Below are 22,490 nucleotides of genomic sequence, written 5' to 3'. Positions count from 1 at the left end.
TAATACTACTATAGAAAGAAAAGCAAAGAACAGTATCCAACAACAAATACTGTTCTTTGCTTTATATTTTCAGATTATGCTTATTTAAGATCGAAACGATCTGCATTCATTACCTTCACCCATGCAGCAATGAAGTCTCGGACAAACTTTTCTTTGTTATCGTCTTGGGCATAGACTTCTGCAATGGCACGCAGAACAGAGTTTGAACCGAACACGAGGTCAACAGCAGTCGCTGTACGCAAGAGTTCACCGGTTTTGCGATCACGTCCTTCAAATACGCCACCGTCTACTGGCTTCCACTGTACGCCCATATCTAGCAAGTTAACAAAGAAGTCGTTCGTGAGTGTACCTACCCGATCCGTAAATACACCGTGTTGTGTGCCCCCGTGGTTTGTACCAATAACACGCATACCGCCAACAAGTGCCGTCATTTCAGGAGCAGTCAGGTTTAGTAGCTGTGCCTTGTCTATCAGGAGTTCCGCAGGACTGACACGATATTGCTTCTTCTGGTAGTTCCTGAAACCATCAGCAATTGGCTCGAGCACAGCAAAGCTTTCTTCATCTGTCTGCTCTTGGGTAGCATCGCCACGTCCTGGGGCAAAAGGAACCGTTACATCAAAGCCAGCATCCTGTGCAGCTTTTTCTACTGCGGCGCTACCGCCCAGTACGATCAAATCGGCCATACTGACTTTTTTACCAAAGTCCTCTTGAATGACTCCCAGGATCGTAAGCACCTTTTCAAGTTTTTTCGGCTCATTGACTTCCCACTCCTTCTGGGGAGCAAGACGGATGCGCGCTCCATTCGCGCCGCCACGCATATCCGAGCCACGGAAGGTACATGCGGAAGCCCAAGCCGTTGTTACCAGCTCGCTGACGGTAAGGCCAGAGTCTAAAATCCGTGTTTTCAGTTCTGCTACATCGGCATCTGTTAATTCATATTCAGCAGCGGGTATAGGATCTTGCCAGATAAAATCTTCTTCTGGAACTTCTGGACCTAAATATCTTGAGCGAGGTCCCATGTCGCGGTGTGTGAGTTTGAACCATGCAGTTGCAAATGCATCTGCAAACTCTTCTGGATTCTCATAGTAACGACGTGAAATCTTTTCGTATACTGGGTCCATACGCAAGGCCATATCCGCAGTGGTCATCATCGTTGGAACACGAACGGACGCATCTTCTGCATCCGGTGCAAGATGCTCATCAGCAGGATTTACAGCAACCCATTGGTGTGCACCTGCTGGGCTCTTGGTCAGCTCCCATTCATATCCGAACAAGAGTTCAAAGAATCCATTATCCCATTGTGTCGGATTCGCAGTCCATGCACCTTCAATACCGCTGCTGATGGCGTCGCGACCTTTACCGGAACCGTGTGTGCTCTGCCATCCTAAGCCCATTGCTTCCAAAGGAGCAGCTTCCGGCTCTGGGCCTACAAGAGCAGCATCTCCTGCGCCGTGAGCCTTCCCAAATGTATGACCGCCTGCTACAAGTGCAACGGTTTCTTCATCGTTCATTCCCATGCGTTTGAAGGTTTCGCGAATGTCACGAGCACTAGCAAGCGGATCTGGATTCCCGTTCGGACCTTCGGGGTTCACATAAATCAGACCCATTTGAACAGCAGCGAGCGGATTCTCGAGATCACGATCGCCGGTGTAACGCTTATCACCTAGCCATTCCTTTTCAGCACCCCAGTAAATATCTTCTTCTGGATGCCAAACATCCGCGCGTCCGCCTCCAAAACCGATTGTCTTCCCGCCCATGGATTCAATAGCAGCATTACCTGCTAGAATATACAAGTCTGCCCAAGAGATCTTGTTGCCATATTTTTGCTTGATCGGCCATAGAAGTCGACGAGCTTTGTCAAGGTTGGCATTGTCTGGCCAGCTGTTAAGGGGAGCGAAACGCTGTGTGCCGGTTCCAGCACCGCCACGGCCGTCTCCTGTACGATATGTACCAGCGGAGTGCCAAGCCATACGGATAAATAATGGCCCATAATGTCCGTAGTCGGCAGGCCACCAATCTTGGCTGTTTGTCATTAGATCATAAAGATCCTGCTTGAGGGCCTGGTAGTCCAACTTTTTGAACTCTTCTGCATAATTGAAGTCTTCGCTCATCGGGTTAGATTTTCTGTCATGCTGATGCAGGATGTTCAAGTTCAACTGGTTGGGCCACCAGTGTTTGTTCGATGTAGCACTAGGGTTGTGATTCGTAGTGCTACCGTGCGAAAACGGGCACTTTCCAGTGTTAGCAGTTGCCATAGAGTCCATTTGTCCCTCTCCCGTCATTTAAATTAAGTATTAAATAATAATACTTCTAATTAATTTATATAGCAGTTAACAGGGGAAATCAACATCTTTTTGCTTTTTTCATCGTAAGGATTTATGGACAGTTGCGATTGGCATCTCATGAATACGATAAAATATATGAACTCTTTCATTTTCGATATTATGCTGATTCTAACGTATGCATGGACCTTGTAGATTATGATCTTGTCACCAGCTCGTTAGCCTCTTTTCCATGTGATTATGGTTTGTTATCAGAAAAAGCCCACTTTTCTCCCTTACGGAATGAGTGGGCTTTTAGTGCGAAAACGGTTCAACTTCGCTTACGATGATTCTCTATCATTTTCTTAATACAAGCTGAATGACATGGGCTAATCCAGTGTGTGCCTTTCCTGCGATACGCTCTTGTTCGCCATAGAAGAAATGGAGCACCTCATGCCCTTCGCACCAAGCAAGAATATCTTTTGGTTCATATAGCATTTCACGTTCTGAAGGGCCGCCTGTACCATACTTTACTTGTTCCTCGGAAAATACCTCAAGCATGAGAATTCCTTTAGGCCTTAACGCCTTTTTCATTTTATTAAGAACCGTGGTTTGAGCGTCTTTTTTGAAATGTCCATATACCATAATGGCAGCGTCATATTCCTCTCGCGGGACATCTTCCTCCAACAGGTCAATTTTTTGGGTATGCACGTGAACGCCATGCTTGTGAGCCAGTTTTCTTGTTTTTTGCAATCCGCTTTCCGAATAGTCAATGGCTGTCACTTCAAGATTTTTTTTTGCTAAAAAAACTGCATTCCGGCCTTCACCCTCTGCAAACGCAATAACTTTTTGAGATTGTTCTAAGCGGAAAGCTTGTTGTTGAATAAATATGTTTGGTTCTTCCCCGTAGTAATATTCGTCTGTCTTATAACGCTCATTCCAAATATTCCCCATACTTACCGGCCTCCCTTTATGTCTTTAATGAGTGTAAAAAAGCAACGTAGCTACAAAACACGCTCTGGTTACTTACAATGACTATTGTGGAGTTATCATATCTATAATATCTCTGCAGGCAGAGCGGACTTACCAGCGATATGGTAAAGGGCGAATCGTCTCTACTAGACATCCGCCCATTTCTCGCTTTGCTTCAATTTGATGAGAGCTAATGTAACAGCTGAATGCATAACAGTCAGATAAAGACCCTTTATTTGGTCATGAAATCCAACGATGGGGTAACCGTCTTCAGGCATGGGTCTTAAGAACTCTTTGCTCATGCAGCTTCACGATTTCGATGATGGTGTTCACAGCGTGCATCATGTTGTCAACGGAAACATATTCGAACCGCCCGTGGTAGTTTTCCCCGCCTGTGAAAATATTCGGTGTTGGCAACCCCATGTAAGATAGCTGGGAGCCATCCGTACCACCGCGAATCGGCTGGATACTCGGCACAATTCCGAGGTTTTCTAGTGCTTGCGTGGCAATGTCCACTACTTCCATTACAGGCTCAATCTTTTCCCGCATGTTGAAGTATTCATCTTTGATTTCGAGTTCAATTCGATTTTCTCCGTATTTTTTCTGTAATTCTTCTACGATACGAGCCAGTTCGGACTTCCTCTCCTGAAACCGATTGCGATCGTGGTCCCGGATTAAATAGCGAAGCTGCGTTTGCTCGACGTCACCTTGAATGGAAGACAGATGATAGAAGCCTTCGTAGCCCTCCGTCTCCTCAGGAGCTTCGTCAGTCGGCAGCTTTCCATGCAGCTCCATGGCTATTTTAGCGGCGTTAACCATTTTCCCTTTGGCCGAGCCGGGGTGAACGTTCTTCCCTTTACAAATAATGGTCGCTGATGCCGCATTAAAACTCTCGTATTCGATTCCGCCAAGAGGGCCGCCATCCATCGTATAGGCATATACTGCGTCGAAGGCGGAAACATCAAATTTATCTGGGCCTCTTCCGATTTCTTCATCCGGGGTAAAGGCCACTCTTACTTTCCCGTGTTTCAGTTCTGGATGGCGAATCAGATAAGCCATGGCGGTCATGATTTCGGCAATACCGGCTTTATCATCAGCGCCAAGCAATGTGGTGCCGTCTGTCGTGATTAAGGTGTGGCCTTTGTAACCAGCCAGCTCTGGAAACTCGCGCGGCGAAAGGACAATATTCAGTGCTTCATTCAAGACAATGTCTTGGCCGTTGTAATTTTCAATGACTTGCGGCTTCACGTCAGCGCCGGTAAAATCGGTGGCCGTATCCATATGAGCAAGAAAACCGATTGTGGGTATTTTTTTATCTGTATTGGACGGTAGGGTTGCCATTACATAACCGTTCGAATCCATCGTAACTTCCTGCATACCTATGGCTTGTAGTTCGTCAACAAGCATTTGGGCCAGCACGAGCTGCCCTGGTGTTGAGGGGCACGTTTCGCTGTTCTCATCGGATTGTGTATCAACTTGTGCGTAAGAGATGAATCTATTCATGATCTCCGTTTTCATGGTCTTATCTCAGCTCCAGTACAATTAGTCAAACCTATTTTAGAATGAAGCAATCTCGTGACAAATTCTACCACGATCCCCATCGATTCTTCAATCAATAGCCTGATGCTTTCAAATGCCCTTCCATTACGTTTCTAGACAGTTAACTAAATGCTCCCAGCCTCATCGAAATTCGTTTTGGCACTAACTCTGAAAAATAAACCAACGGCGAACCAAGACCTGAAAATATAGTCTTAGACTCACCGCTGGTTTGATTGAAATTTCTATCCAGTATTACTTCCCATTCCAATGATAAATGAGTTGCACAACGCCAGAGGAGAACGTTCGTGTTTTCACCAACGTTAGATTCAACCTCTGTTTTATATCCATAAACAACGGTTTTCCTTCACCTAAAATAACAGGGTGAACAGATAAACGAAATTCATCTACAAGTTCTAAATTGATAAAAGTTGTCATAAGACTAGCTCCACCATATAGCCAGATATCTTTCCCAGGCTTATTCTTTAGTAGGTTTACTTCTTCAAGAATATTATCATTGATGAATATTGCTTTATTATCCGTCCCTTTTTGTGTCTTGGAAAACACATATTTTTCTTTACTATGAACCAATGACCAAATCTCTTTTTCAGTATCTGTATGTTCATTTTCCGGCGTAAATTGCCCCCATAAATCATAACTTTTTCTTCCGTATAGAATCGTGTCTATTTCATGTAAGAAATCCACAAACCCCATCTCAAAGTCCATTATGCACCAATCAACTTCTCCATTTTTCCCTTCAATAAACCCATCTAAAGTAACAGCTAAATCTACTATGATTCTTCGTTTCATGAGTGGTTACTCCTTTCGTTGATCTACCACCCATTTTAGACCATTAAACATGTCACCTTGTGTCTTATTCGTCATACAAAAAAGCTCACTTCATTGGCGATAGATGGACCATGCATGTGGGGAAAACGCGGTTGCCCCGGTTATACATTCTCCCTTACCACGCGTTCTCATGTCCATGCATCGGGCAATAAATGTCCTTCTGCTACCAGCTTTGAGTTGCCTTCCAAGTAAACGGATTCGGCAGCATAATCTGTGAGATGGTAAGAAATTTTAAGTGGTCCCCCTCGAGTAAGCAGGTTTACAGAGGTGTCTACATGTCCTAAAACACCTGCAATGATTGCTGCAGCAGTCGATCCGGAACCGCACGCGTAGGTCTCTGCCTCTACTCCGCGCTCATAGGTTCTGATGCGAAGCGTTTGCCTATCAATCGGTTCCACAAAATTTACATTCGTACCATTGGGAAACTGCTTCTCATCATTTCTGACCATTCGGCCCCATTCTCTGAGCTGGTCGTCCGTTATCGCGAAAACATTTTCGACAAACCAGACCGTATGGGGAACGCCGACAACACCGTAGTGGTAGACGCTATTCGGTCCGTCCCACTCATATGGTTGATTCAGCTTCAGCACTTGCAATTGAACGTCGGGGAACTTGACCTTCACGCCGTTTTGATTGAGCTCTGCCTGATAGATGCCGGCCATCGTTTCGAAACTCATCTTCGTCTTGGCTGCTCCGATTTGGTAAGCAAAGCGCGACATGCACCTTGCACCGTTGCCGCACATTTCTCCTTCACTGCCATCTGCGTTAAAATACCTCATCTTAAAATCGGCGATGTTGGAGTTCTCCAGCAGCATGAACCCATCCGCACCGATTGAAGTGCCTCGCCTGCATACATGTTGGACAAAGGCTGAAAGCGAAACCTCGTTCAACAGGCCATCGCGATTGTCTACTATAATAAAGTCGTTGCCACAGCCATTCATTTTTGTAAACGGGATCCCAAGATCAAACATTTCGCTCCTCCTTTTATCTGATTTACCTTGCTTAAGAAGGATCGATTGCGCGAAATGATTGATAGAGATGACAAGCGACCGATTGCCCTTCTATTTCACTGAGCTTTGGCAACTCGACTTTGCAAATTTCCATGCTGGAACGGCAGCGCGGATGGAATTTGCATCCCTTCGGAGGATTAATCGGAGACGGGAGATCCCCCGATAACACAATTTGCTCTCGTATATCATCAGGATCGGTAATGGGTTTGGCTGAAAGCAACGCTTGTGTATAGGGATGCAGCGGTCGTCCAAATAGCTTCTCTTTCTCAGCATACTCGATGATTTCACCTAAATACATGACCGCCACTTTATTGGCAATGTGTTCAACTACGCTCAAATCATGGGAAATGAAGACATAGGTCAAGGAAAATTGTTCTTGTAAATCCTGCAGCAAATTAAGGATTTGCGATTGAATCGACACATCTAGTGCGGAAACAGGCTCATCTGCGATAATCAGCTTTGGCCGAAGAATCAGGGCGCGGGCGATTCCAATTCGTTGTCTTTGCCCTCCGGAAAATTCGTGAGGATAACGAGATAGATGCTGCTTGCTCATGCCGACAATCTCAATCGTTTCTTCCAGTAGCGCTTGTCGATGCTGTCGGGAAATACCATGCGAAATCAGTGGTTCCGTCAAGATGTGCCCGATCGTTAGTTTCGGGTTCAATGTCTCAAATGGATTTTGAAAAACCATTTGCATATTTCGCCTAACGGCACGCATTTCATTTTTGTTCATTTTTCCTATTTCGTTCCCTTGGAAACGAATTTCGCCTTGGACGGGCTCCAGCAAACGCAGAATACATTTTCCCAATGTAGACTTTCCGCATCCTGACTCCCCGACAATCCCTAGCGTTTCTCCTTCATAGACGCTCACATCAATCCCGTTTAGAGCATGAACATATTGCGGTTGTTGAAGCCACCCTTTTTTCATGCGAAACAGCTTGCGCAGCCCTTTCACTTCCAGGAGTGGAGTCATCATCCACCTACCACCGAGCTTTCCTGTTCATGACCTTTGTCTTGGGAAAATAACCAGCATCGACAAGAAGAATGCTGATCTACTGGATGGAGAACAGGATTCCGCTCCCAACATATCGCCATCACTTTATCGCATCGCGGGGCAAACCGGCACCCATTGGGTTTGTTTTCCGGTGTCGGCACACTGCCTTTTATGCTGTAAAGCCTCTTTGCGCGTTGCCTTGGTGTCGATTGGAGCAAACCCGCGGTGTACGGGTGCTTCGGATTGCGCAGCAACGACCTTACGTCCGCTATCTCAATCGCTTGTCCCGCATACATCACCATAACGCGGTCGCACACTTCAGCGATCACCCCTAAATCATGCGTTATCATGATCACTGACATGCCGATATCCCTTCTGATTTTTTTGATCAGATTCAAGATTTGCGCTTGAATGGTCACATCCAATGCGGTCGTCGGTTCATCAGCGATCAGTAATGACGGATTACAAGCGATCGCCATGGCAATCATCACCCGTTGCCTCATTCCTCCTGACAAACGGTGCGGGTAATCCCTGTAAATCTCTTCCACTCGGGAGATGCCCACCACCGTAAGCAAATCCAGTACCCGTTGCTTTACCGCCGCTTTGCTTTCCCCCTCATGCGCGTGCAGTACCTCACTGATTTGTCGGCCGATCGTCAACACCGGATTTAACGAATGCATCGGTTCCTGAAAAATCATCGCCATTTCCTTGCCTCTGAGACTGCGCATCTCGGCTTCACTCAGCGCAAGCACTTCTTTCCCGTTGAATCGAATGCTTCCACTCAAAGTGGCATTATTGTCCAACAGTCGCATGAGCGAGAGCGAAGTAACGCTCTTGCCGCACCCCGACTCTCCGACAATTCCCAGCGTCTCCCCTTTTTTCACATGTAAATCAAGCTGATCAACCACCGTAATCGTGCCCGACTCTTTCGAGAACCGGGTTGTCAGCCCTGTCACTTCCAATACATTGTCCATCAATGGAATCCCCTCTCCCATCCTCTTATTGCCCTTTTACTTTTGCGTACGAGGATCAAAAATATCACGCAAGGCATCTCCCAGCCGGTTTACAGCCAACACGACAATGGTGATGGCCAATCCCGGGTATGTCGCAAGCCACCAGGCATCGGACAAATAATCTTTTCCTTCATTCAGCATGGTCCCCCATTCGGGCGTCGGCGGCTGTGCGCCCAAGCCGATAAAGCCCAATGCAGCCGTATCGAGAATCGCTCCCCCGACGAACAGTGTCATGTAAACGAACAATACATTCGTAATATTGGGGATCACCTGAAAAAGAATGATCCACCAGCTCGGCGTGCCGATCGATCTGCTGGCTTCCACATATCCAGACGACATGATGACGAGCGTCGCTGCCCTGATCAGACGTGCAAAGCTGGGAATGGAAGAAATGCCGATTGCGATCATCGCATTGGTTTGACTCGGTCCAAGCGCCGCGACAATGGCCAAGGCCAAAATGATCCCCGGCAAGGCGAGCAAAATATCCATAATCCGCATGAGCAGGTGATCAATGAATCCTCCCACATACGCACTGATGACACCAATCATCGTTCCTGCCACTACTGTGATGCCGACCGCCATGACAGCAACCACAAGCGTAACGCGCGTTCCGTATAAAATACGGGAAAGCAAATCGCGGCCGATCGCATCCGTTCCGAGAACATGCTTGGCAGACGGTCCTTGCAAAAAGGCATCGTAGTTACTTTCAGTAGGGTCATAAGGAGCGATCCAAGGCCCGACGATTCCAATCGCAGATATAAGTAAAAGCACCACCAAGCTTAGTTTTGCTGCTCGCTGTTTCTTGATTTCCCCCCAAAATGCAAGCGTGGGAAACATCGGGGATTTGGCATGTGTCGCCCCATGTGCGGCGGTTTTGCTCACCTCATTCAATTTACCGCCCCTCCTTTTCCGTAATGAGGTCGACACGCGGATCAATCAAACCATAGAGCAAGTCGACCATCATATTTACCACGACATAGACGAAGCCCATCAGTAGCACAATACCCTGAATCATCGGAAAATCACGGGCTGAAATCGCTCCGATAGCTAATGTGCCAATTCCAGGCCAGTTGAACACTTGTTCGATGATAACTGCCCCGCCCAGCAAAGTTGCGATTTGCAAGCCCACCACCGTAACAACAGGAATCATGACATTGCACAACGCGTGTCGGTATAGGATGATCGACTCCCTCAAGCCCTTGGCCCGTGCCGTTCGAATGTAATCATGGGAAAGCACTTCGACCATACCTGAACGCGTCAGTCGGCTGATCATTGCGGAAGACAAAACGCCCAAGGTACACGCAGGCAAAACAAGATCCTTCCATCCCGTACCACCCGCAATCGGAAACCAGCCTAATTGAACGGAAAATAACATAATGACGATTAACCCCAGCCAGAAGCTCGGCAGCGATAATCCGATCGAAGCTGCCGCCATCAGCATAAAGTCCAAGAGTGTATTCTTGTATTTCGCTGCAATCATTCCCATCGTTAAGCCAATGACGACCGCGATGCCAATCCCAGCAAAGGCTAGTTTGGCCGTTGCCGGAAACCGTTCCATTATTTCCACGATGACAGGCCTTTCTGTTTGTAAGGAAGTCCCGAAATCTCCTTGGATGACTTTTTTCATGTAGGTCAGGTACTGATGAGGAAGGGGCTGATTTAGCCCCATCTGTTCACGCAACTGTTCCACTTGTGCTTTTGTAGCCTTTTCCCCTAACATAATCCGTACCGGATCACCAGGAATAAAATGAACGAGCGCAAACGAAAAGATGGAAATGCCGAGGAGGACAATCACTCCTGATAGCACCCGATTCAACAAGTACTGTTTCATGATTCGTTCACTCCTCTCTTCCAGAATGCGTATGGCTAAACTCGCTTGGGAATTTGGCGATAAGAGCCCATCATGCGAATTACCGTTTGACTTTTGTCTCGTATAAAGCGTACGGTTTGATCCGACCCGTCAACGTTCGCGAGAAAAACGTCTTCGTCGATAGCTTTTAAAGAGAATGAGTCCGAATGATCTACCGTTATGATCAGCGTACCTGCATCCACGCTTACCTGAAGATGAATTCCTTCCATAGAGCCATACTCGCCCGCATATTCATGCAGACGCTCTGTCGGGAGGTCATATTCCTTATACGTGACATGCGTTGATCTCGCCGGACGATTCTCAATGCAGTGAAACGTGCCATGTGCCAATGCGGCAGCCGGCGAACCACTGAGATTAGTGAGCACCACGGCAGCCAGTCCGTATTCCGGGATGATACTCATGTGGGCTTGGATCCCTTTTTCTCTGCCGCTATGGCCCAGCATCACAGCACCGTAAAAATTGGGTGTAATCGCTACACCATACCCGTAATATTGGTTTTGTTCGCAGCGGAAATAAGGGGTGATCATCTGCTGCACACTTTCCGTGCGAAGAATCCGTTCCTTGCCAATCAAACCTTTCGTTCGAAACAGCTCGGTGTATCTCATCATATCGGTGAGCGTTAATTTTAATCCGCCGGATGATTGAAACGGCGGTGTCTCAAATAGCGATGTTCTATCCTCGTACCCGTGCAACTCCGCCAAAGAAAAGCAACTATGCTGCATTCCCGCTGGTTGGAGAATATGCTCCTTCACATACGTCGAATATGGCTTGCCGCTTGCCCGCTCAACAATTGCTCCCAGTAGCGTATAGCAATCATTGGAATAACTGAACTCCGTACCTGGTGCGCCCAATAAAGGAAATTCCAGTTGTGCCATATAAGACATCAATTCCTCATAAGTATTTATCCCACGCTTGAGTGCTTCATCGACGCAAGATAATGGCGGCAAACCGGAGGAATGAGTTAGAAAGTTGTGAATGGTGATTGCTTCCGTTCCACCACTTCCCGTTTTTACTTGAAACTCTGGCAGAAAACGGGAAACAGGATCGGCAACCGTCAGTTTTCCGGCTTCCTGTAGCTGCATGATCGCAATAGCGGTGAACGATTTCGTAATCGAAGCGATTCCGAACAAAGTATCAACTGTCACTACCTGACCTTGCTCAATATCTCGATAGCCGAAGCCTTTGGCATAAACGAGCTGTCCGTGTTTGGCCACTCCAATTGCAGCTCCAGGCACCTTGCTTCCCAACATTGTTTCTCGGACAAACTCCTCATAACTCACGATCCATTCCTGATTGTTCATCACCTGTTCTCCTTGTTTTTTGTTTCTCCGCTTACTTAACCCACACGTCCTGATACCATTTCAGTCCGGATGGATCAAGCATCAATCCCTGAACACGGTTGTTTACCACGACAAACCGTTTTTCCGTGTAAATGGGAATCCAAAACGCCTCCTCTACAGCGCGCTTCTGAAGATCTTCATAGATTTTCGCTCTATCGTCGCTCTTCATCGTCACCTGTCCCTTTTCCAGTAAGGAATCGATCGTTTTGTCATGGATAGCTGAACGATTCATCCCACCGATCTGACTTGAATGCATGAACGGAAACAAGATATCAGGGTCATCAGCGACGTATCCATCCAGCGCCAAGTCAAATGTGCCGGCAGCAGTTAACTGGTCGACTGCGCTGCCTTCCAGAGTAATGATTTTCACGTCTACCCCAATTGCTTTGAACATTCCTTGCATCAACTGGGCAGGTTGAGACCATGCTTCCATACTCAACAATTCGAGATGAAGCGGTTTTCCTGCTTTCTCCCTTATCCCTTGTGGATTCAGTTTCCATCCGGCTTCTTCCAGGAGCTTCATCGCTTCCTCGGGGTTGTATTTGTATGCATATTGGGCAATGGATTGATCGTATCCGAACAAATTTGCTGGCAGCGGACCATCTGCAACAATTCCTTCGCCTTGCAAATGCGACTGCACGATAGCCTCTTTCTTTACTGCCATTTGCAACGCTTTGCGTACGTTTTTATCTTGTAAAATTTCGTTTTTCAAGTTCAGCTCGACAAACAGCCCCAAACCGCGCTTTGTCTGCTCCAGTACGGTAAAATGATCGTTGTTCTTGAATTTCTTCGCGTCTTTCGCAGGCAGATCAGCGATGTCGATGGTTCCGCTTTCCAAAGCAGCGACAGTCGTTTGCGGATTTCGAATCAATTTCAGAACTAATTTGTCCGGCCTCGGTGGTCCTTGATTTTTAAAGAAGGGCGTTGCCCAGCGATACGCATCATTCTGAATCAGCGTGATTGAATCTCCTGATTTCCAGCCCTCCATCTTCCATGGACCGACACCGACCGGATTCCTTCCGTATTGATCCCCAAACTTTTGCACAGCTTCCACCGAGAGTGGCTGCATCCAGCTCGCGGAAGTAAAATAGGTGAGGAGTGTGGCAGACGGTTCATTCAACTCCAAAATAAGGGTCCGATCATCTGGTGTTTTAATCGATTTGATGATGCCAAGAACCATCCCTACGCCTTTCGGAGCGATTTCCGGAGACATGGCCCGCTCAAACGTTCGCTTGTACGCCTGTGCAGTAAGCAGCGTCCCATCATGAAAGGTAACGCCTTTGCGAATCTGAAATGTCCATGTCTTCCCATCTTCCGAAATGGAGTACGATTCCGCCAGATGGGGATTAACCTCATTTGTTTGGGGATCTCTGTAAAGGAGAGCCCCCCCTAGATTGAGTGCGACCCCCTCCGTGCTTAACGCTGTCGATTTGTGGACATCGAGTGTATCTGGTTCACTGCCGATCGCGACGGTGATCGTTCCGCCCTTTTTCTCGGATATACTGGCATCTTTATTTCCTACATCCGTACCTTGTTTCGTTGCAAGTGCATCGCAGCCGGACACGATTGCCAGCAGTACGAAACAGGAAAGGACAATGCTCACAAACGTGGCGATTTTCCGCTTTCTTATCCACATGAATGACACCACTCCCTTGTTTCGGAAATATCCTCGCCCCCTACGATTTGAGCCAATCAACCGTTTTTTGATCCAGCTTTTTGACGAGAGCCGTCAGCAATTTGACCGTATTTTCCACATCATCATGATGGAGAATCGAAGCGTGACTGTGGATATAACGCGCAGGGATTGCAATGACGATGGATGGAGCCCCTTTGCCAACCATATGAGCTGCTCCTGCGTCCGTACCCGCACCTGCAATAGCACCATATTGATACGGGATGCCTTCCTCTTCCGCCGTATCAAATAACAGATCCCGCAACTTCCGATTGGGCACGAGCGAGCCGTCGAATAGACCAATCGTAGGCCCGCCACCGCACTTGATATTAGGCAAATTAGGAGAGTCGGCGCTTCCTGGCGTGTCAAACGTTATCCCCGTCTCCAATGCAATGAATAGATCCGGCTGCACCATATACGTGCTTGTGAATGCGCCGCGGCATCCCACTTCTTCTTGTGCTGTAGCGCCGCTAAATACGATGTTGGGATGATCCGTTTCTTGCAACTGTTTCATCACTTCAATGGCTGTCAGACAACCGCCGCGATTATCGAGCGCTTTTGCCATATACATCTTGTCATTTGCCATCACCGTGAAAGGGCAGATCGGTACAATTGGATCACCCGGGCGAATTCCCAGCTCCTTTGCCTGTTCTTCGCTGGATGCTCCGATATCGATGTACATCCGCTCGATTTCAACCACTTTCTTTCGTTCTTCCGAAGACAGCAGATGCGGCGGTTTTGACCCGATTACGCCGACAATATCCCCTTTGCGTGTTTTAATGTTCACGCGCTGTGCCAGCATCACCTGCGACCACCAGCCACCAAGCGGCTGAAAGGCGATGAATCCATCCTTCATCACACGCGTTACCATGAACCCCACTTCATCCATATGGCCCATCATCATGATTTTCGGTCCATTGGCCAAGCCTGTTTTCTGCCCGATTATGCTTCCCAGATTATCTGTGAACACTTTTTCTGTAAGCGGTTCCAAGTGCATGCGTATTAATTCTCGCACTTCCTGTTCTTGTCCGGGAACGCCGGAAGCCTCTGTCAGCTCTTTCAGTACCTTTACCCAACTATTCATTCATATCTTCCTCTCCATTTGCAGGTTATCTCCATGTATCATCCATTCGATCATAGGAACCGATGCGAAGATCTGCTTTTTCGTTCGCCAGTACATGCTTGGCTATACGCTCAGATGGGGTACGAGGCAATTCACTACGGTATTCCCAATATCGTGGAACCTTGTAGTAAGCAAGATGCTCGGTGCAATGAGAGATCAATTCATGAGGAGACACCGTTTGGCCCGCTTTCACTACCACGTATGCCTTGATTTCTTCCCCGCGTATTTCGTCCTTCAATGGAAGGCAGGCGGCATATTGCACAGCCGGATGCATTTTCATGACTTCCTCAACCTCAGTAGCCGAAATATTTTCCCCACTCCGGCGAATCATCTCCTTTTTTCTGCCGACATAATAGATGTATCCGTCTTCGTCCATTCGCACCAAATCTCCGGTGTGGAACCAGCCGCCCTGAAAGGCAGCGCAAGTCGCATCAGGATCTTTATAGTAGCCATCCATCATCCCCAAGCCCCGCAGGAGGAGCTCGCCAACCTCCCCCCTCGAAACGGGGCGATTTTGAGTATCAACAATGCGGACAGTCCGGTCTTTATCCGGTTTTCCGATGCAGCCTGTTCCGAGCAATCGGTCATGATCTTGTGGTTTAACCGAAATATCTCCGCCTGTCTCTGTCATGCCAAAAACCTCATACCATGGCGCGCCCCATCGCTCTTCCAATTCGCGGTGAAGATGCGGGGGAATGGCCGAGCAAAGGATGGTGCGAACGTTATTTTCCCTGTCAAATGGTGAGCGTGGTGCTTTGACCATGAGCGTGGGCATGATTCCCAGACAGTAGAAAAAAGTAACGCCATATTGCCGTACTTTCTGCCAAAATGTAGAGGGATGAAATCGATCGAGAACCACAAGCTTTGCCCCTACAGCGATTGCCCCCAGCAAATTCCACTGCGGGTCCATATAGTAAAAGGGCTGCGCCGTTAACAGTACATCTGAATGGGTCAAATGGGGATGCTGCTCGACCATCTTGTTTGCTATGGTGAGCCAATATTCATGTGAGAGCATACACCCTTTGGGGAAGCCTGTCGTGCCGGATGTATACTGGATGTTGACTAAAGTTTCAGGAAAAACGGTAAGCGCTGTTGGAGTCGTGGGCGCTGTCTCACACATTGCTCTGAAATCGACAACGTTGGGATCGTCTGATTGGTCTACTGAGAGGATTGTTTGGAGGGTTTGTAAGGAAGGTCTGATCTTCTGTAGCAGGGATAAAAACTCCTGTGAAGTGACGATAACGATTGCTTCGGAGTGGTGGAGGATATACTGTGCATCGTACTCTTTGTAATTTATATTTATCGGCACGATATTCGCGCCTAGTTTTGCCAACGCCAGCCAGGTAAGCGGGAATTCCGGCTGGTTCCTCAGCATGACGGCTACCCGATCCCCATAGCCAACGCCCAGCACTTGGAGCATGTTGGCGATTTGGTTGGAACGGTCTTCTATCTCCTTAAATGACAGTTGTTCATTCCATTCATCAAAGACAAGCCCGATTTTTTCTCCCCATCGTTTGGCCGCCCGTGCCGTCAAAGACTTGATTTCTTGCACGTCCAAAAGGTTTCAGCCCTCCTTCTCTAAACCGATCCTTTTTTTCGGAACCCTTCAGCCGCCTGCTTGGATTCAATCGTTTGCACGGTTGCCAGCGCATGCTCGATCTCCAATTCAAAAGCTGCCTCCAGATCGCATTGTGCCCCGCGATTTAGCGCAAATTTGGCTTTTGCAAGCGCTACTTGCGGGAGCTCTGCTAACCGTTTCGCCCACTTGTCAGCTTCTTCAGCTAACACTTTATGATCCACTACCTTGTTGACGAGTCCTAACTGCAGTGCTTGCGATGCACCAAACCTTTCGCCCGAAAACAGCAATTCTTTCGCCCGGACCAGTCCGATCGTGATGGGAAGGATATGCGAAATCCCTCCGGTAACACTAAGTCCCACACTCACTTCGGGAAAGCCGAATTCGGCATCTTGAGCGGCGATGATCAAATCGCATCCGAGCGCAAACTCACACCCTGCTCCTAATGCATAACCATGGACCGCAGCGATCACCGGGAAAGGAACACGCTGGATTTTTCGGGTTATATCCTGAATCTTCTGTAAATTAAGGCGAAGCTCAGCCTCATTTGCAGGCTTTTCTTCATGCCGCAAATCATGTCCTGCACAAAAAGCATTCCCGCGGCCAGCCAGTATTGCTGCCCTTACTCCTTTCCGTTCCAACTTGTCGAGCGATCCATACAGCTCCTCTACCAATTGTGGAATCACCGCATTTAACCGCTCGGGGCGATTCAGGTGAATCCAGCCTACCTCTTGATGGATCTCACACTCTACCACCGCCTTACGTGTTGTCATCCTTTTTTACCTCCGCCTTTATTTTGGAAATCAATGCTTTTGCATTCGAACCGAGCACCTTCTCCAGCACCTCGGGCTTTATGCTTAATTCCTTCCATTCTGCAATCGCGCGTTCCAGAGGAAATACAGGCCAGTCTGTTGCAAAGAGGATTTGATCTTGCAAGAGGTTGTTAGCTAACCTGTACATCATTTCCCACCCTGCTCCTTGCACTCCCAAATACTTTGGAGAAAGCCCGCCCAAATCCATCAGAACATTGGGGTGCTTGCGCGCTACGGCAACCATTTCGGGCACCCAGGGCCATCCCCCATGACACGCAATCAATGTTAATTCCGGAAAATCACAGGCGACTTGATCCAGCAACAGCGGGTGTTCATTACGGATGGGATGAATCATCGAATAATTAATTCCGGTATGAATAGCAACTGCTAAGCCTAACTCGGCAGCCTTTGCGTATACGGGATATAATTTGCGATCATCGATCGGCATCTCAAAAAATGCAGGCTGGATGTTTACTCCCAGAAAGCCCAGTTCTTTGATGCGGCTCACTTGTTGGACAGCGCGCATCGGTCTAAAATGCTCCATTGAAATTGTACCGAATCCTGAGAAGAGCCTGGTGTGAGCGGATATGACTTTTGCCAATGCTTCATTCAGCGCATCCCCATCCTCGCCGAATTCGTATTCTGCGTGCATAATGGCGTGGTCTACTCCTGATTCCTTCATTTCTTGAATCAAATCGTCGAGCGTTTTCGCGATAGTCGATCTTACTTGTAACACCGCATCATATTGCGCGACGTACTCATTTCGCATTTCACCTAGGCTCGCCTCACGGAACTGCTGTGGCAAGCGGACACGGGCATCAAGAATGTTCATCCGCAGTAGCCCCCAGCCATGGTTTCATAAAAAAACGAGCGGGTTCAGGTAGATCCAAATCGGCGACAGTCAGTTGCTGGCCGTTTCGCTTTGCCTGAACGAGTGCAAGCGCCATATCTGAAAAATTCAAGCTGATTTCTTCCAATGAATTTGGGCCATCGGGCGAGTACCAATGGGCGACACCCGTGCACATTTGAAGCAAAGCCAGGACGGCAAGCTTGGTATTTTCTATCGTAAATACGCCCTCCTCTAATCCGCCCGTTAAAATACGCTGCCAGAGCAGCTCATATTCACTGCGCAACTTGGCAATTTCTTCGCGCGTATTTCCTGTCAGCGCACGGAATTCGGTATCTACTACTAGCGCTGTTAGCTTGTCAATGGCATGGCTGGTAACATGAAGCTGTACAAATGCTGCCAATTGCTGTTCGGGCGCTTCAAGCTCAGCGAGTACTTCCTTTGCATTCCCAAGAAGGGTCAGTAACCCTTCTTGCATGATGGCAACGAGCAGATCCTCTTTTGTCTTCATGTAATGATAAAGGGTGGAGGAGGTTACCTCTGCTTCTAGGGCGATATCACGTATGCTGGTTGCTTCAAAACCTTTTCTTGCGAATAGCCGTAATGCTGCTTGAAATATTTTTTCTTTTGTCAAAAAAGCGCGCTCCTTTCTACCGATGATTGCAGGAAAAGAGAGTCCCTCATGTCCAGTTACTTGTGGCGGTACCAGGTACCATCATTTGCTTTTTGAGGTTAGTCGATCGATCGATCGATAGGCTGTTTGTAATCACCACTTTACTAATCACCCGATTTAATGTCAAGATTATTTTTTATTTTCTGATATTTATTTTGACATAACAAAAATCTCCTCCGGTTTCCCATGAGGAGATCTGATTTCGTTATGTTTCATTACTTCAAGTATCTACCCGTGATCGATTGCTCCGCATGGATGATCTGCGGAGGTGTGCCCTCGAAGACCACCTGACCGCCGTTGCTGCCTCCGTCCGGCCCCATATCGATAATCCAATCCGCTTGGCTGATCACATCGAGGTTGTGTTCGATGACGATTACCGTATTGCCTGCATCCACGAGGCGGTTCATGATCTCCAGAAGGTGACCGATATCGGACATATGCAGCCCAGTCGTCGGCTCGTCCATCACATAGATGCTGCCCTTCTTGTGCAGCTCGCTTGCCAGCTTGATGCGCTGACATTCCCCGCCCGAGAGCGTGCTGAGCGGCTGGCCGAGTGTAATATAGTTCAACCCTACATCACTCATCGCCTGGAGCTTGCGCACAACCTCTTTTAGCTCAAAAAATTCCAATGCCTGCTCCACGGTCATCTCCAGTACTTCTGCAATTGACTTGCCGTTCAGTTTGTACGCGAGCACCTCTTCCTTGAACCGTCTACCTCCACATACTTCGCACGGCAACTTTACGCTTTCAAGGAATGCAAGGTCTGTATACACAACACCCAGTCCTTGGCAGTTCTCGCAAGCACCCTTGGAGTTGAAGCTGAACAAACCTTGGTTGACCTTGTTCGCGGAAGCAAACGCCTTTCGCACATCATCCATAATCCCTGTGTAGGTCGCGGGATTCGAGCGCGTTGACACGCCTACCGCCGATTGGTCGATGACGATCGCATCTGGATGCTTGGCGAGGAATACTTCGTTAATCAGCGTACTCTTGCCGGAGCCCGCGACACCGGTAACGACCGTCAGAACTCCTGTTGGAATATCAACATTAACATTTTGCAGGTTGTGAAGTGTGGCGTTTTCGATGGTCAGCTTGCCAGTCGCTTTCCTGGAATCTTGCTTTAATTGGAGCGGCCGATTCATATGGGTACCAGTCAGAGTCCCTGACTCTAGCAGACCTTGGAAGTTTCCTTCATACACGATGGTACCGCCGTGGCTGCCGGCGTGAGGACCGACGTCGACGATATGATCTGCCACCTTGATTACATCAGGATCATGCTCGACGACAATGACGGTATTGCCCTTGTCGCGCAGCTTCTGAAGCAATTCGTTTAGTCTATGCACATCACGCGGGTGCAGGCCAACACTGGGCTCATCGAAAATGTAAGTGACATCCACCAGACTGCCGCTCAGGTGCTTCACCATCTTGACGCGCTGTGACTCGCCGCCGGACAATGTATCCGTCTCACGGTCCAGCGTCAAGTAGTCCAGTCCGATATCGACCAAATGCTGCAACCGCTCCGTCAGCGATTTGACCATCGGTGCAGCAACTGAATCGTCAATCTCTTGAATGACGCGGATAAGCCGACCGACCTCCATGGAGGACATCTCCGCAATATTAAGTCCGTTGATTTTGCAGTTTAGCGCGGCTTGACTGAGTCTTGCTCCGAGGCAGCTTGGGCAGGGACCCTCAGAGATGAACGGCGCAACAGCTTTTTGTGTACGCTCAGACTTCGTCTTTACATCCTGCTTAATGTATTTGTTGGTGAACTTCTCAATAACGCCTTCCACTGTAATATTCGTTGCCTTCCCTGCGAAATCCATCTTCACTTTTCTCGCCTTGCCATAGAGCAGTTGCTCCAGTTCCACTTCCGAATAATCGCTCAGCTTCTTGTCTGGATCGAACGAACCCGACTGCACGATGATCGTCCAATCCCAGCTGTCCACTTTATAGTCCGGCAGCATGATTGCCCCTTCATTCAACGACTTGGACATGTCTACTGCCTTGCTGAGGTCGACGCCTAATTTGCGACCGATCCCGTTGCATTCGGGACACATACCTTGTGGATCGTTAAAAGAGAACATGTGCGCTTGTCCAACATAGGGCTTTCCTACTCGGGAGAAGAGAAGACGGAGAATGGGAGAAATATCGGTAATCGTGCCCATCGTGGAATGGGAACCGCCGCCCAACCGCTTCTGGTCCACGATAACTGCCATGCTCAGGTTCTCGATCGCGTCCGTATCCGGCTGCGGATAGCGCGGCAGGAAATTGCGAACGAACATGCTGAAGTTTTCATTCAGCAATCGTGTGGATTCTGCAGCGATCGTATCGAAGACGATCGACGACTTGCCGGACCCAGATACACCGGTGAAGATCGTAATCTTCCGCTTGGGAATACGTAAGGAGACGTTCTTGAGATTGTTTTCCCTCGCACCCGAGATTACGATATACTCCTGATTAGACTCGCTCATGCCCATCATCCTTCCGATAGTATTCAGTTTTACTTATATTTACATTGTACCATGAAAAAGCTGTTAGGGAACATCAGTTCCTCCAACAGCTTTTCATTGTCAATCATCCCATGTTTCTTTGCTTGATTACAGAAGAGGCAAAATTGCGTTCGCGTACGCCTGGGCTCCCTTTTGATTAGGATGACCGATGGAGGCACGTTTGCAAATCTCGAAATCCAAGCCTGTGCACCCAGCTTCTGTGCAGGAGACGAGTCGCTCGGCTGTGATCAGGTCTTGGGGTGTCAGATCCAAATTGATGCCGAATACATAGGGATCATCGGTCAGCGCCGCATGCTCCGGATCAAAATTCGGATCAGCGAAAAAGATACTGCGTCCGCTCGTCGAAGCTGCTGCCGTATTGCGTCACTTCAATCAGGATAATCTGTCTTTTTTATTGAAAAGGGAAATTACGGCGTCCGAGTTTTTCCAATTGATCCGATTTTCGTTTGTACGGAAAGTGGACAGCGGCTGGACGATTCATTCCTTGATGAGAGAAGCAATCGCCCAGGACATGCGGGCACGCACTCCGCTTCATTTTGCAGATTTGCAAAAGCGGTCCGTTTACTACTATTATGAGAAGTTCACCAAGTCAGCCCATTCGGTCCGCACTCCAGAGGCATTGGAGCTAACCTTCTTTTTAGGTGACGCACTCATTCGCGCTTTTTTAAATTGGTTCGATCCATTACCCCAACCATTCGAATCGATCCACATTGGTCATCGGGAAGAACTGCTGGAGTATATCCGCAACCAGCGACTCTGTCCCTCCCCTAAAACAATCAAACTGTTTGATCCGCATACAAACCGCCATTTTGATTTTCACCTGACAGCGGAGCAAACCTTGTACCCATTGAATTGGCTTGATCATGACCGACTATTCTCTCTCGGGTATGACGTACTTCGCGTTCTGCGCAATGAAAACGGAGCGATCTCGGCACTTGCCGCAGTTGTTCCCATCAATGAAAAAACTCTTCCTTATCTGATGGAACATTCCGGCTCCCGTTCCTATTTTACTGCGCTATCCAAACAAGACCTAGAACGGTTCTCCGTGCCAGAACACGCACGAGCAGGCTGGTTCATTCACACGATTCATCAAGACGATTACGAGGATGTTTCCCAACACACTGCCATTGGCCATTTGCTGCATGGGTTGATGTTCACTGGGGAGTTTTTGTTGTGTTCACCTGCACCATTTCCCTTTTTCAAAGCCGCCCATGAAAGTTTGGGATTTGATATTGCTGAATTTGCCACCCACACCAACTACGATGGAGTAACACCCACACTCGTATTTTTTCGTGATACGCAAGGCGAGCATCTCCCCGCTTACTTGCAAAAGCTGCTCAAACGATCGGGATTGGATGCGGATTTGCATTTGGAAGAAGAAGCGGTTCCATCTCCTGCTCTACCAGCTTCACAGGGCATGGTTACCTCGTAG

General features: G+C 48.1%; 18 protein-coding genes. 1 reads left to right on the top strand and 17 read right to left on the bottom strand.

Features of this window, described 5'->3' with window-relative positions:
* Positions 1–80: 80 nt before the first annotated feature.
* The 17 genes from katG to HP567_RS17800 all read right to left on the bottom strand — a co-directional run bounded on the left by katG (position 81) and on the right by HP567_RS17800 (position 21,019).
* Entirely contained in the window at positions 81–2,264 is a 2,184-nt protein-coding gene (gene katG / locus HP567_RS17880; RefSeq protein WP_173609178.1) for a catalase/peroxidase HPI, read from the bottom strand.
* A 354-nt stretch (positions 2,265–2,618) separates the two neighbouring features.
* Positions 2,619–3,215 (bottom strand): class I SAM-dependent methyltransferase, encoded by a 597-nt coding sequence (locus tag HP567_RS17875; RefSeq protein WP_173609179.1) that lies wholly within the window; start codon positions 3,213–3,215, stop codon positions 2,619–2,621.
* Between the two features lie 288 nt (positions 3,216–3,503).
* A complete protein-coding gene (gene pepT / locus HP567_RS17870) occupies positions 3,504–4,751 on the bottom strand; it encodes a peptidase T (protein ID WP_173609180.1) in 1,248 nt (415 codons plus the stop codon).
* Positions 4,752–5,024: 273 nt separating this feature from the next.
* On the bottom strand, positions 5,025–5,579 hold the full coding sequence (locus tag HP567_RS17865; protein ID WP_173609181.1) for a dihydrofolate reductase family protein: 555 nt from the start codon (positions 5,577–5,579) through the stop codon (positions 5,025–5,027).
* A 167-nt stretch (positions 5,580–5,746) separates the two neighbouring features.
* Complete coding sequence (gene dapF / locus HP567_RS17860) at positions 5,747–6,589, bottom strand: diaminopimelate epimerase (protein WP_173609182.1); 843 nt, start codon at positions 6,587–6,589, stop codon at positions 5,747–5,749.
* Positions 6,590–6,620: 31 nt separating this feature from the next.
* Positions 6,621–7,604, bottom strand: a complete 984-nt coding sequence (locus HP567_RS17855; RefSeq protein WP_173609183.1) for an ABC transporter ATP-binding protein — start codon at positions 7,602–7,604, stop codon at positions 6,621–6,623.
* Positions 7,601–8,596, bottom strand: coding sequence for an ABC transporter ATP-binding protein (locus HP567_RS17850; RefSeq protein WP_173609184.1), 996 nt, complete (start codon positions 8,594–8,596; stop codon positions 7,601–7,603). Before HP567_RS17850 ends, HP567_RS17855 begins: the two co-directional genes overlap by 4 nt.
* A 36-nt stretch (positions 8,597–8,632) precedes the next feature.
* Complete coding sequence (locus HP567_RS17845; RefSeq protein ID WP_173609185.1) at positions 8,633–9,526, bottom strand: ABC transporter permease; 894 nt, start codon at positions 9,524–9,526, stop codon at positions 8,633–8,635.
* A gap of 1 nt (position 9,527) precedes the next feature.
* Positions 9,528–10,466, bottom strand: coding sequence for a nickel ABC transporter permease (nikB, locus tag HP567_RS17840; RefSeq protein WP_173609186.1), 939 nt, complete (start codon positions 10,464–10,466; stop codon positions 9,528–9,530).
* A 35-nt stretch (positions 10,467–10,501) separates the two neighbouring features.
* A complete protein-coding gene (locus HP567_RS17835) occupies positions 10,502–11,806 on the bottom strand; it encodes a serine hydrolase domain-containing protein (protein ID WP_173609187.1) in 1,305 nt (434 codons plus the stop codon).
* Positions 11,807–11,837: 31 nt separating this feature from the next.
* Complete coding sequence (locus HP567_RS17830; protein WP_173609188.1) at positions 11,838–13,481, bottom strand: ABC transporter substrate-binding protein; 1,644 nt, start codon at positions 13,479–13,481, stop codon at positions 11,838–11,840.
* 40 nt (positions 13,482–13,521) lie between these two features.
* Positions 13,522–14,601 carry a M42 family metallopeptidase gene (locus HP567_RS17825; RefSeq protein WP_173609189.1) on the bottom strand — a complete coding sequence of 360 codons (1,080 nt, stop codon included), beginning with the start codon at positions 14,599–14,601 and terminating at the stop codon, positions 13,522–13,524.
* Between the two features lie 25 nt (positions 14,602–14,626).
* Positions 14,627–16,192 carry an AMP-binding protein gene (locus HP567_RS17820; protein WP_229088223.1) on the bottom strand — a complete coding sequence of 522 codons (1,566 nt, stop codon included), beginning with the start codon at positions 16,190–16,192 and terminating at the stop codon, positions 14,627–14,629.
* Positions 16,193–16,218: 26 nt separating this feature from the next.
* Positions 16,219–16,989 carry an enoyl-CoA hydratase/isomerase family protein gene (locus HP567_RS17815; protein ID WP_173609191.1) on the bottom strand — a complete coding sequence of 257 codons (771 nt, stop codon included), beginning with the start codon at positions 16,987–16,989 and terminating at the stop codon, positions 16,219–16,221.
* Positions 16,976–17,860, bottom strand: a complete 885-nt coding sequence (locus HP567_RS17810) for an amidohydrolase family protein (protein WP_173609192.1) — start codon at positions 17,858–17,860, stop codon at positions 16,976–16,978. The genes HP567_RS17815 and HP567_RS17810 overlap by 14 nt, the downstream gene beginning before the upstream one ends.
* Positions 17,847–18,509, bottom strand: a complete 663-nt coding sequence (locus HP567_RS17805) for a TetR/AcrR family transcriptional regulator (RefSeq protein ID WP_173609193.1) — start codon at positions 18,507–18,509, stop codon at positions 17,847–17,849. Before HP567_RS17805 ends, HP567_RS17810 begins: the two co-directional genes overlap by 14 nt.
* A gap of 254 nt (positions 18,510–18,763) precedes the next feature.
* Complete coding sequence (locus HP567_RS17800) at positions 18,764–21,019, bottom strand: ATP-binding cassette domain-containing protein (RefSeq protein WP_173609194.1); 2,256 nt, start codon at positions 21,017–21,019, stop codon at positions 18,764–18,766.
* Positions 21,020–21,416: 397 nt separating this feature from the next.
* Between HP567_RS17800 and HP567_RS17795 the strand changes: the two genes are divergently transcribed.
* On the top strand, positions 21,417–22,490 hold the full coding sequence (locus HP567_RS17795; RefSeq protein WP_173609195.1) for a hypothetical protein: 1,074 nt from the start codon (positions 21,417–21,419) through the stop codon (positions 22,488–22,490).

The organism is Brevibacillus sp. M2.1A (assembly GCF_013284355.2).
Taxonomy (GTDB): domain Bacteria; phylum Bacillota; class Bacilli; order Brevibacillales; family Brevibacillaceae; genus Brevibacillus.
The sequence above is the reverse complement of the archived record's forward strand: the minus strand, read 5'-3'. Positions and strand labels throughout refer to the sequence as shown.

Excerpts from the sequence above, each read along its gene's own strand:
- katG (WP_173609178.1), bottom strand. The coding sequence starts at position 2,264 with ATGGACTCTATGGCAACTGCTAACACTGGAAAGTGCCCGTTTTCGCAC.
- HP567_RS17875 (WP_173609179.1), bottom strand. The coding sequence starts at position 3,215 with ATGGGGAATATTTGGAATGAGCGTTATAAGACAGACGAATATTACTAC.
- pepT (WP_173609180.1), bottom strand. The coding sequence starts at position 4,751 with ATGAAAACGGAGATCATGAATAGATTCATCTCTTACGCACAAGTTGAT.
- HP567_RS17865 (WP_173609181.1), bottom strand. The coding sequence starts at position 5,579 with ATGAAACGAAGAATCATAGTAGATTTAGCTGTTACTTTAGATGGGTTT.
- dapF (WP_173609182.1), bottom strand. The coding sequence starts at position 6,589 with ATGTTTGATCTTGGGATCCCGTTTACAAAAATGAATGGCTGTGGCAAC.
- HP567_RS17855 (WP_173609183.1), bottom strand. The coding sequence starts at position 7,604 with ATGATGACTCCACTCCTGGAAGTGAAAGGGCTGCGCAAGCTGTTTCGC.
- HP567_RS17850 (WP_173609184.1), bottom strand. The coding sequence starts at position 8,596 with ATGGACAATGTATTGGAAGTGACAGGGCTGACAACCCGGTTCTCGAAA.
- nikB (WP_173609186.1), bottom strand. The coding sequence starts at position 10,466 with ATGAAACAGTACTTGTTGAATCGGGTGCTATCAGGAGTGATTGTCCTC.
- HP567_RS17835 (WP_173609187.1), bottom strand. The coding sequence starts at position 11,806 with ATGAACAATCAGGAATGGATCGTGAGTTATGAGGAGTTTGTCCGAGAA.
- HP567_RS17830 (WP_173609188.1), bottom strand. The coding sequence starts at position 13,481 with ATGTGGATAAGAAAGCGGAAAATCGCCACGTTTGTGAGCATTGTCCTT.
- HP567_RS17825 (WP_173609189.1), bottom strand. The coding sequence starts at position 14,601 with ATGAATAGTTGGGTAAAGGTACTGAAAGAGCTGACAGAGGCTTCCGGC.
- HP567_RS17815 (WP_173609191.1), bottom strand. The coding sequence starts at position 16,989 with ATGACAACACGTAAGGCGGTGGTAGAGTGTGAGATCCATCAAGAGGTA.
- HP567_RS17810 (WP_173609192.1), bottom strand. The coding sequence starts at position 17,860 with ATGAACATTCTTGATGCCCGTGTCCGCTTGCCACAGCAGTTCCGTGAG.
- HP567_RS17800 (WP_173609194.1), bottom strand. The coding sequence starts at position 21,019 with ATGAGCGAGTCTAATCAGGAGTATATCGTAATCTCGGGTGCGAGGGAA.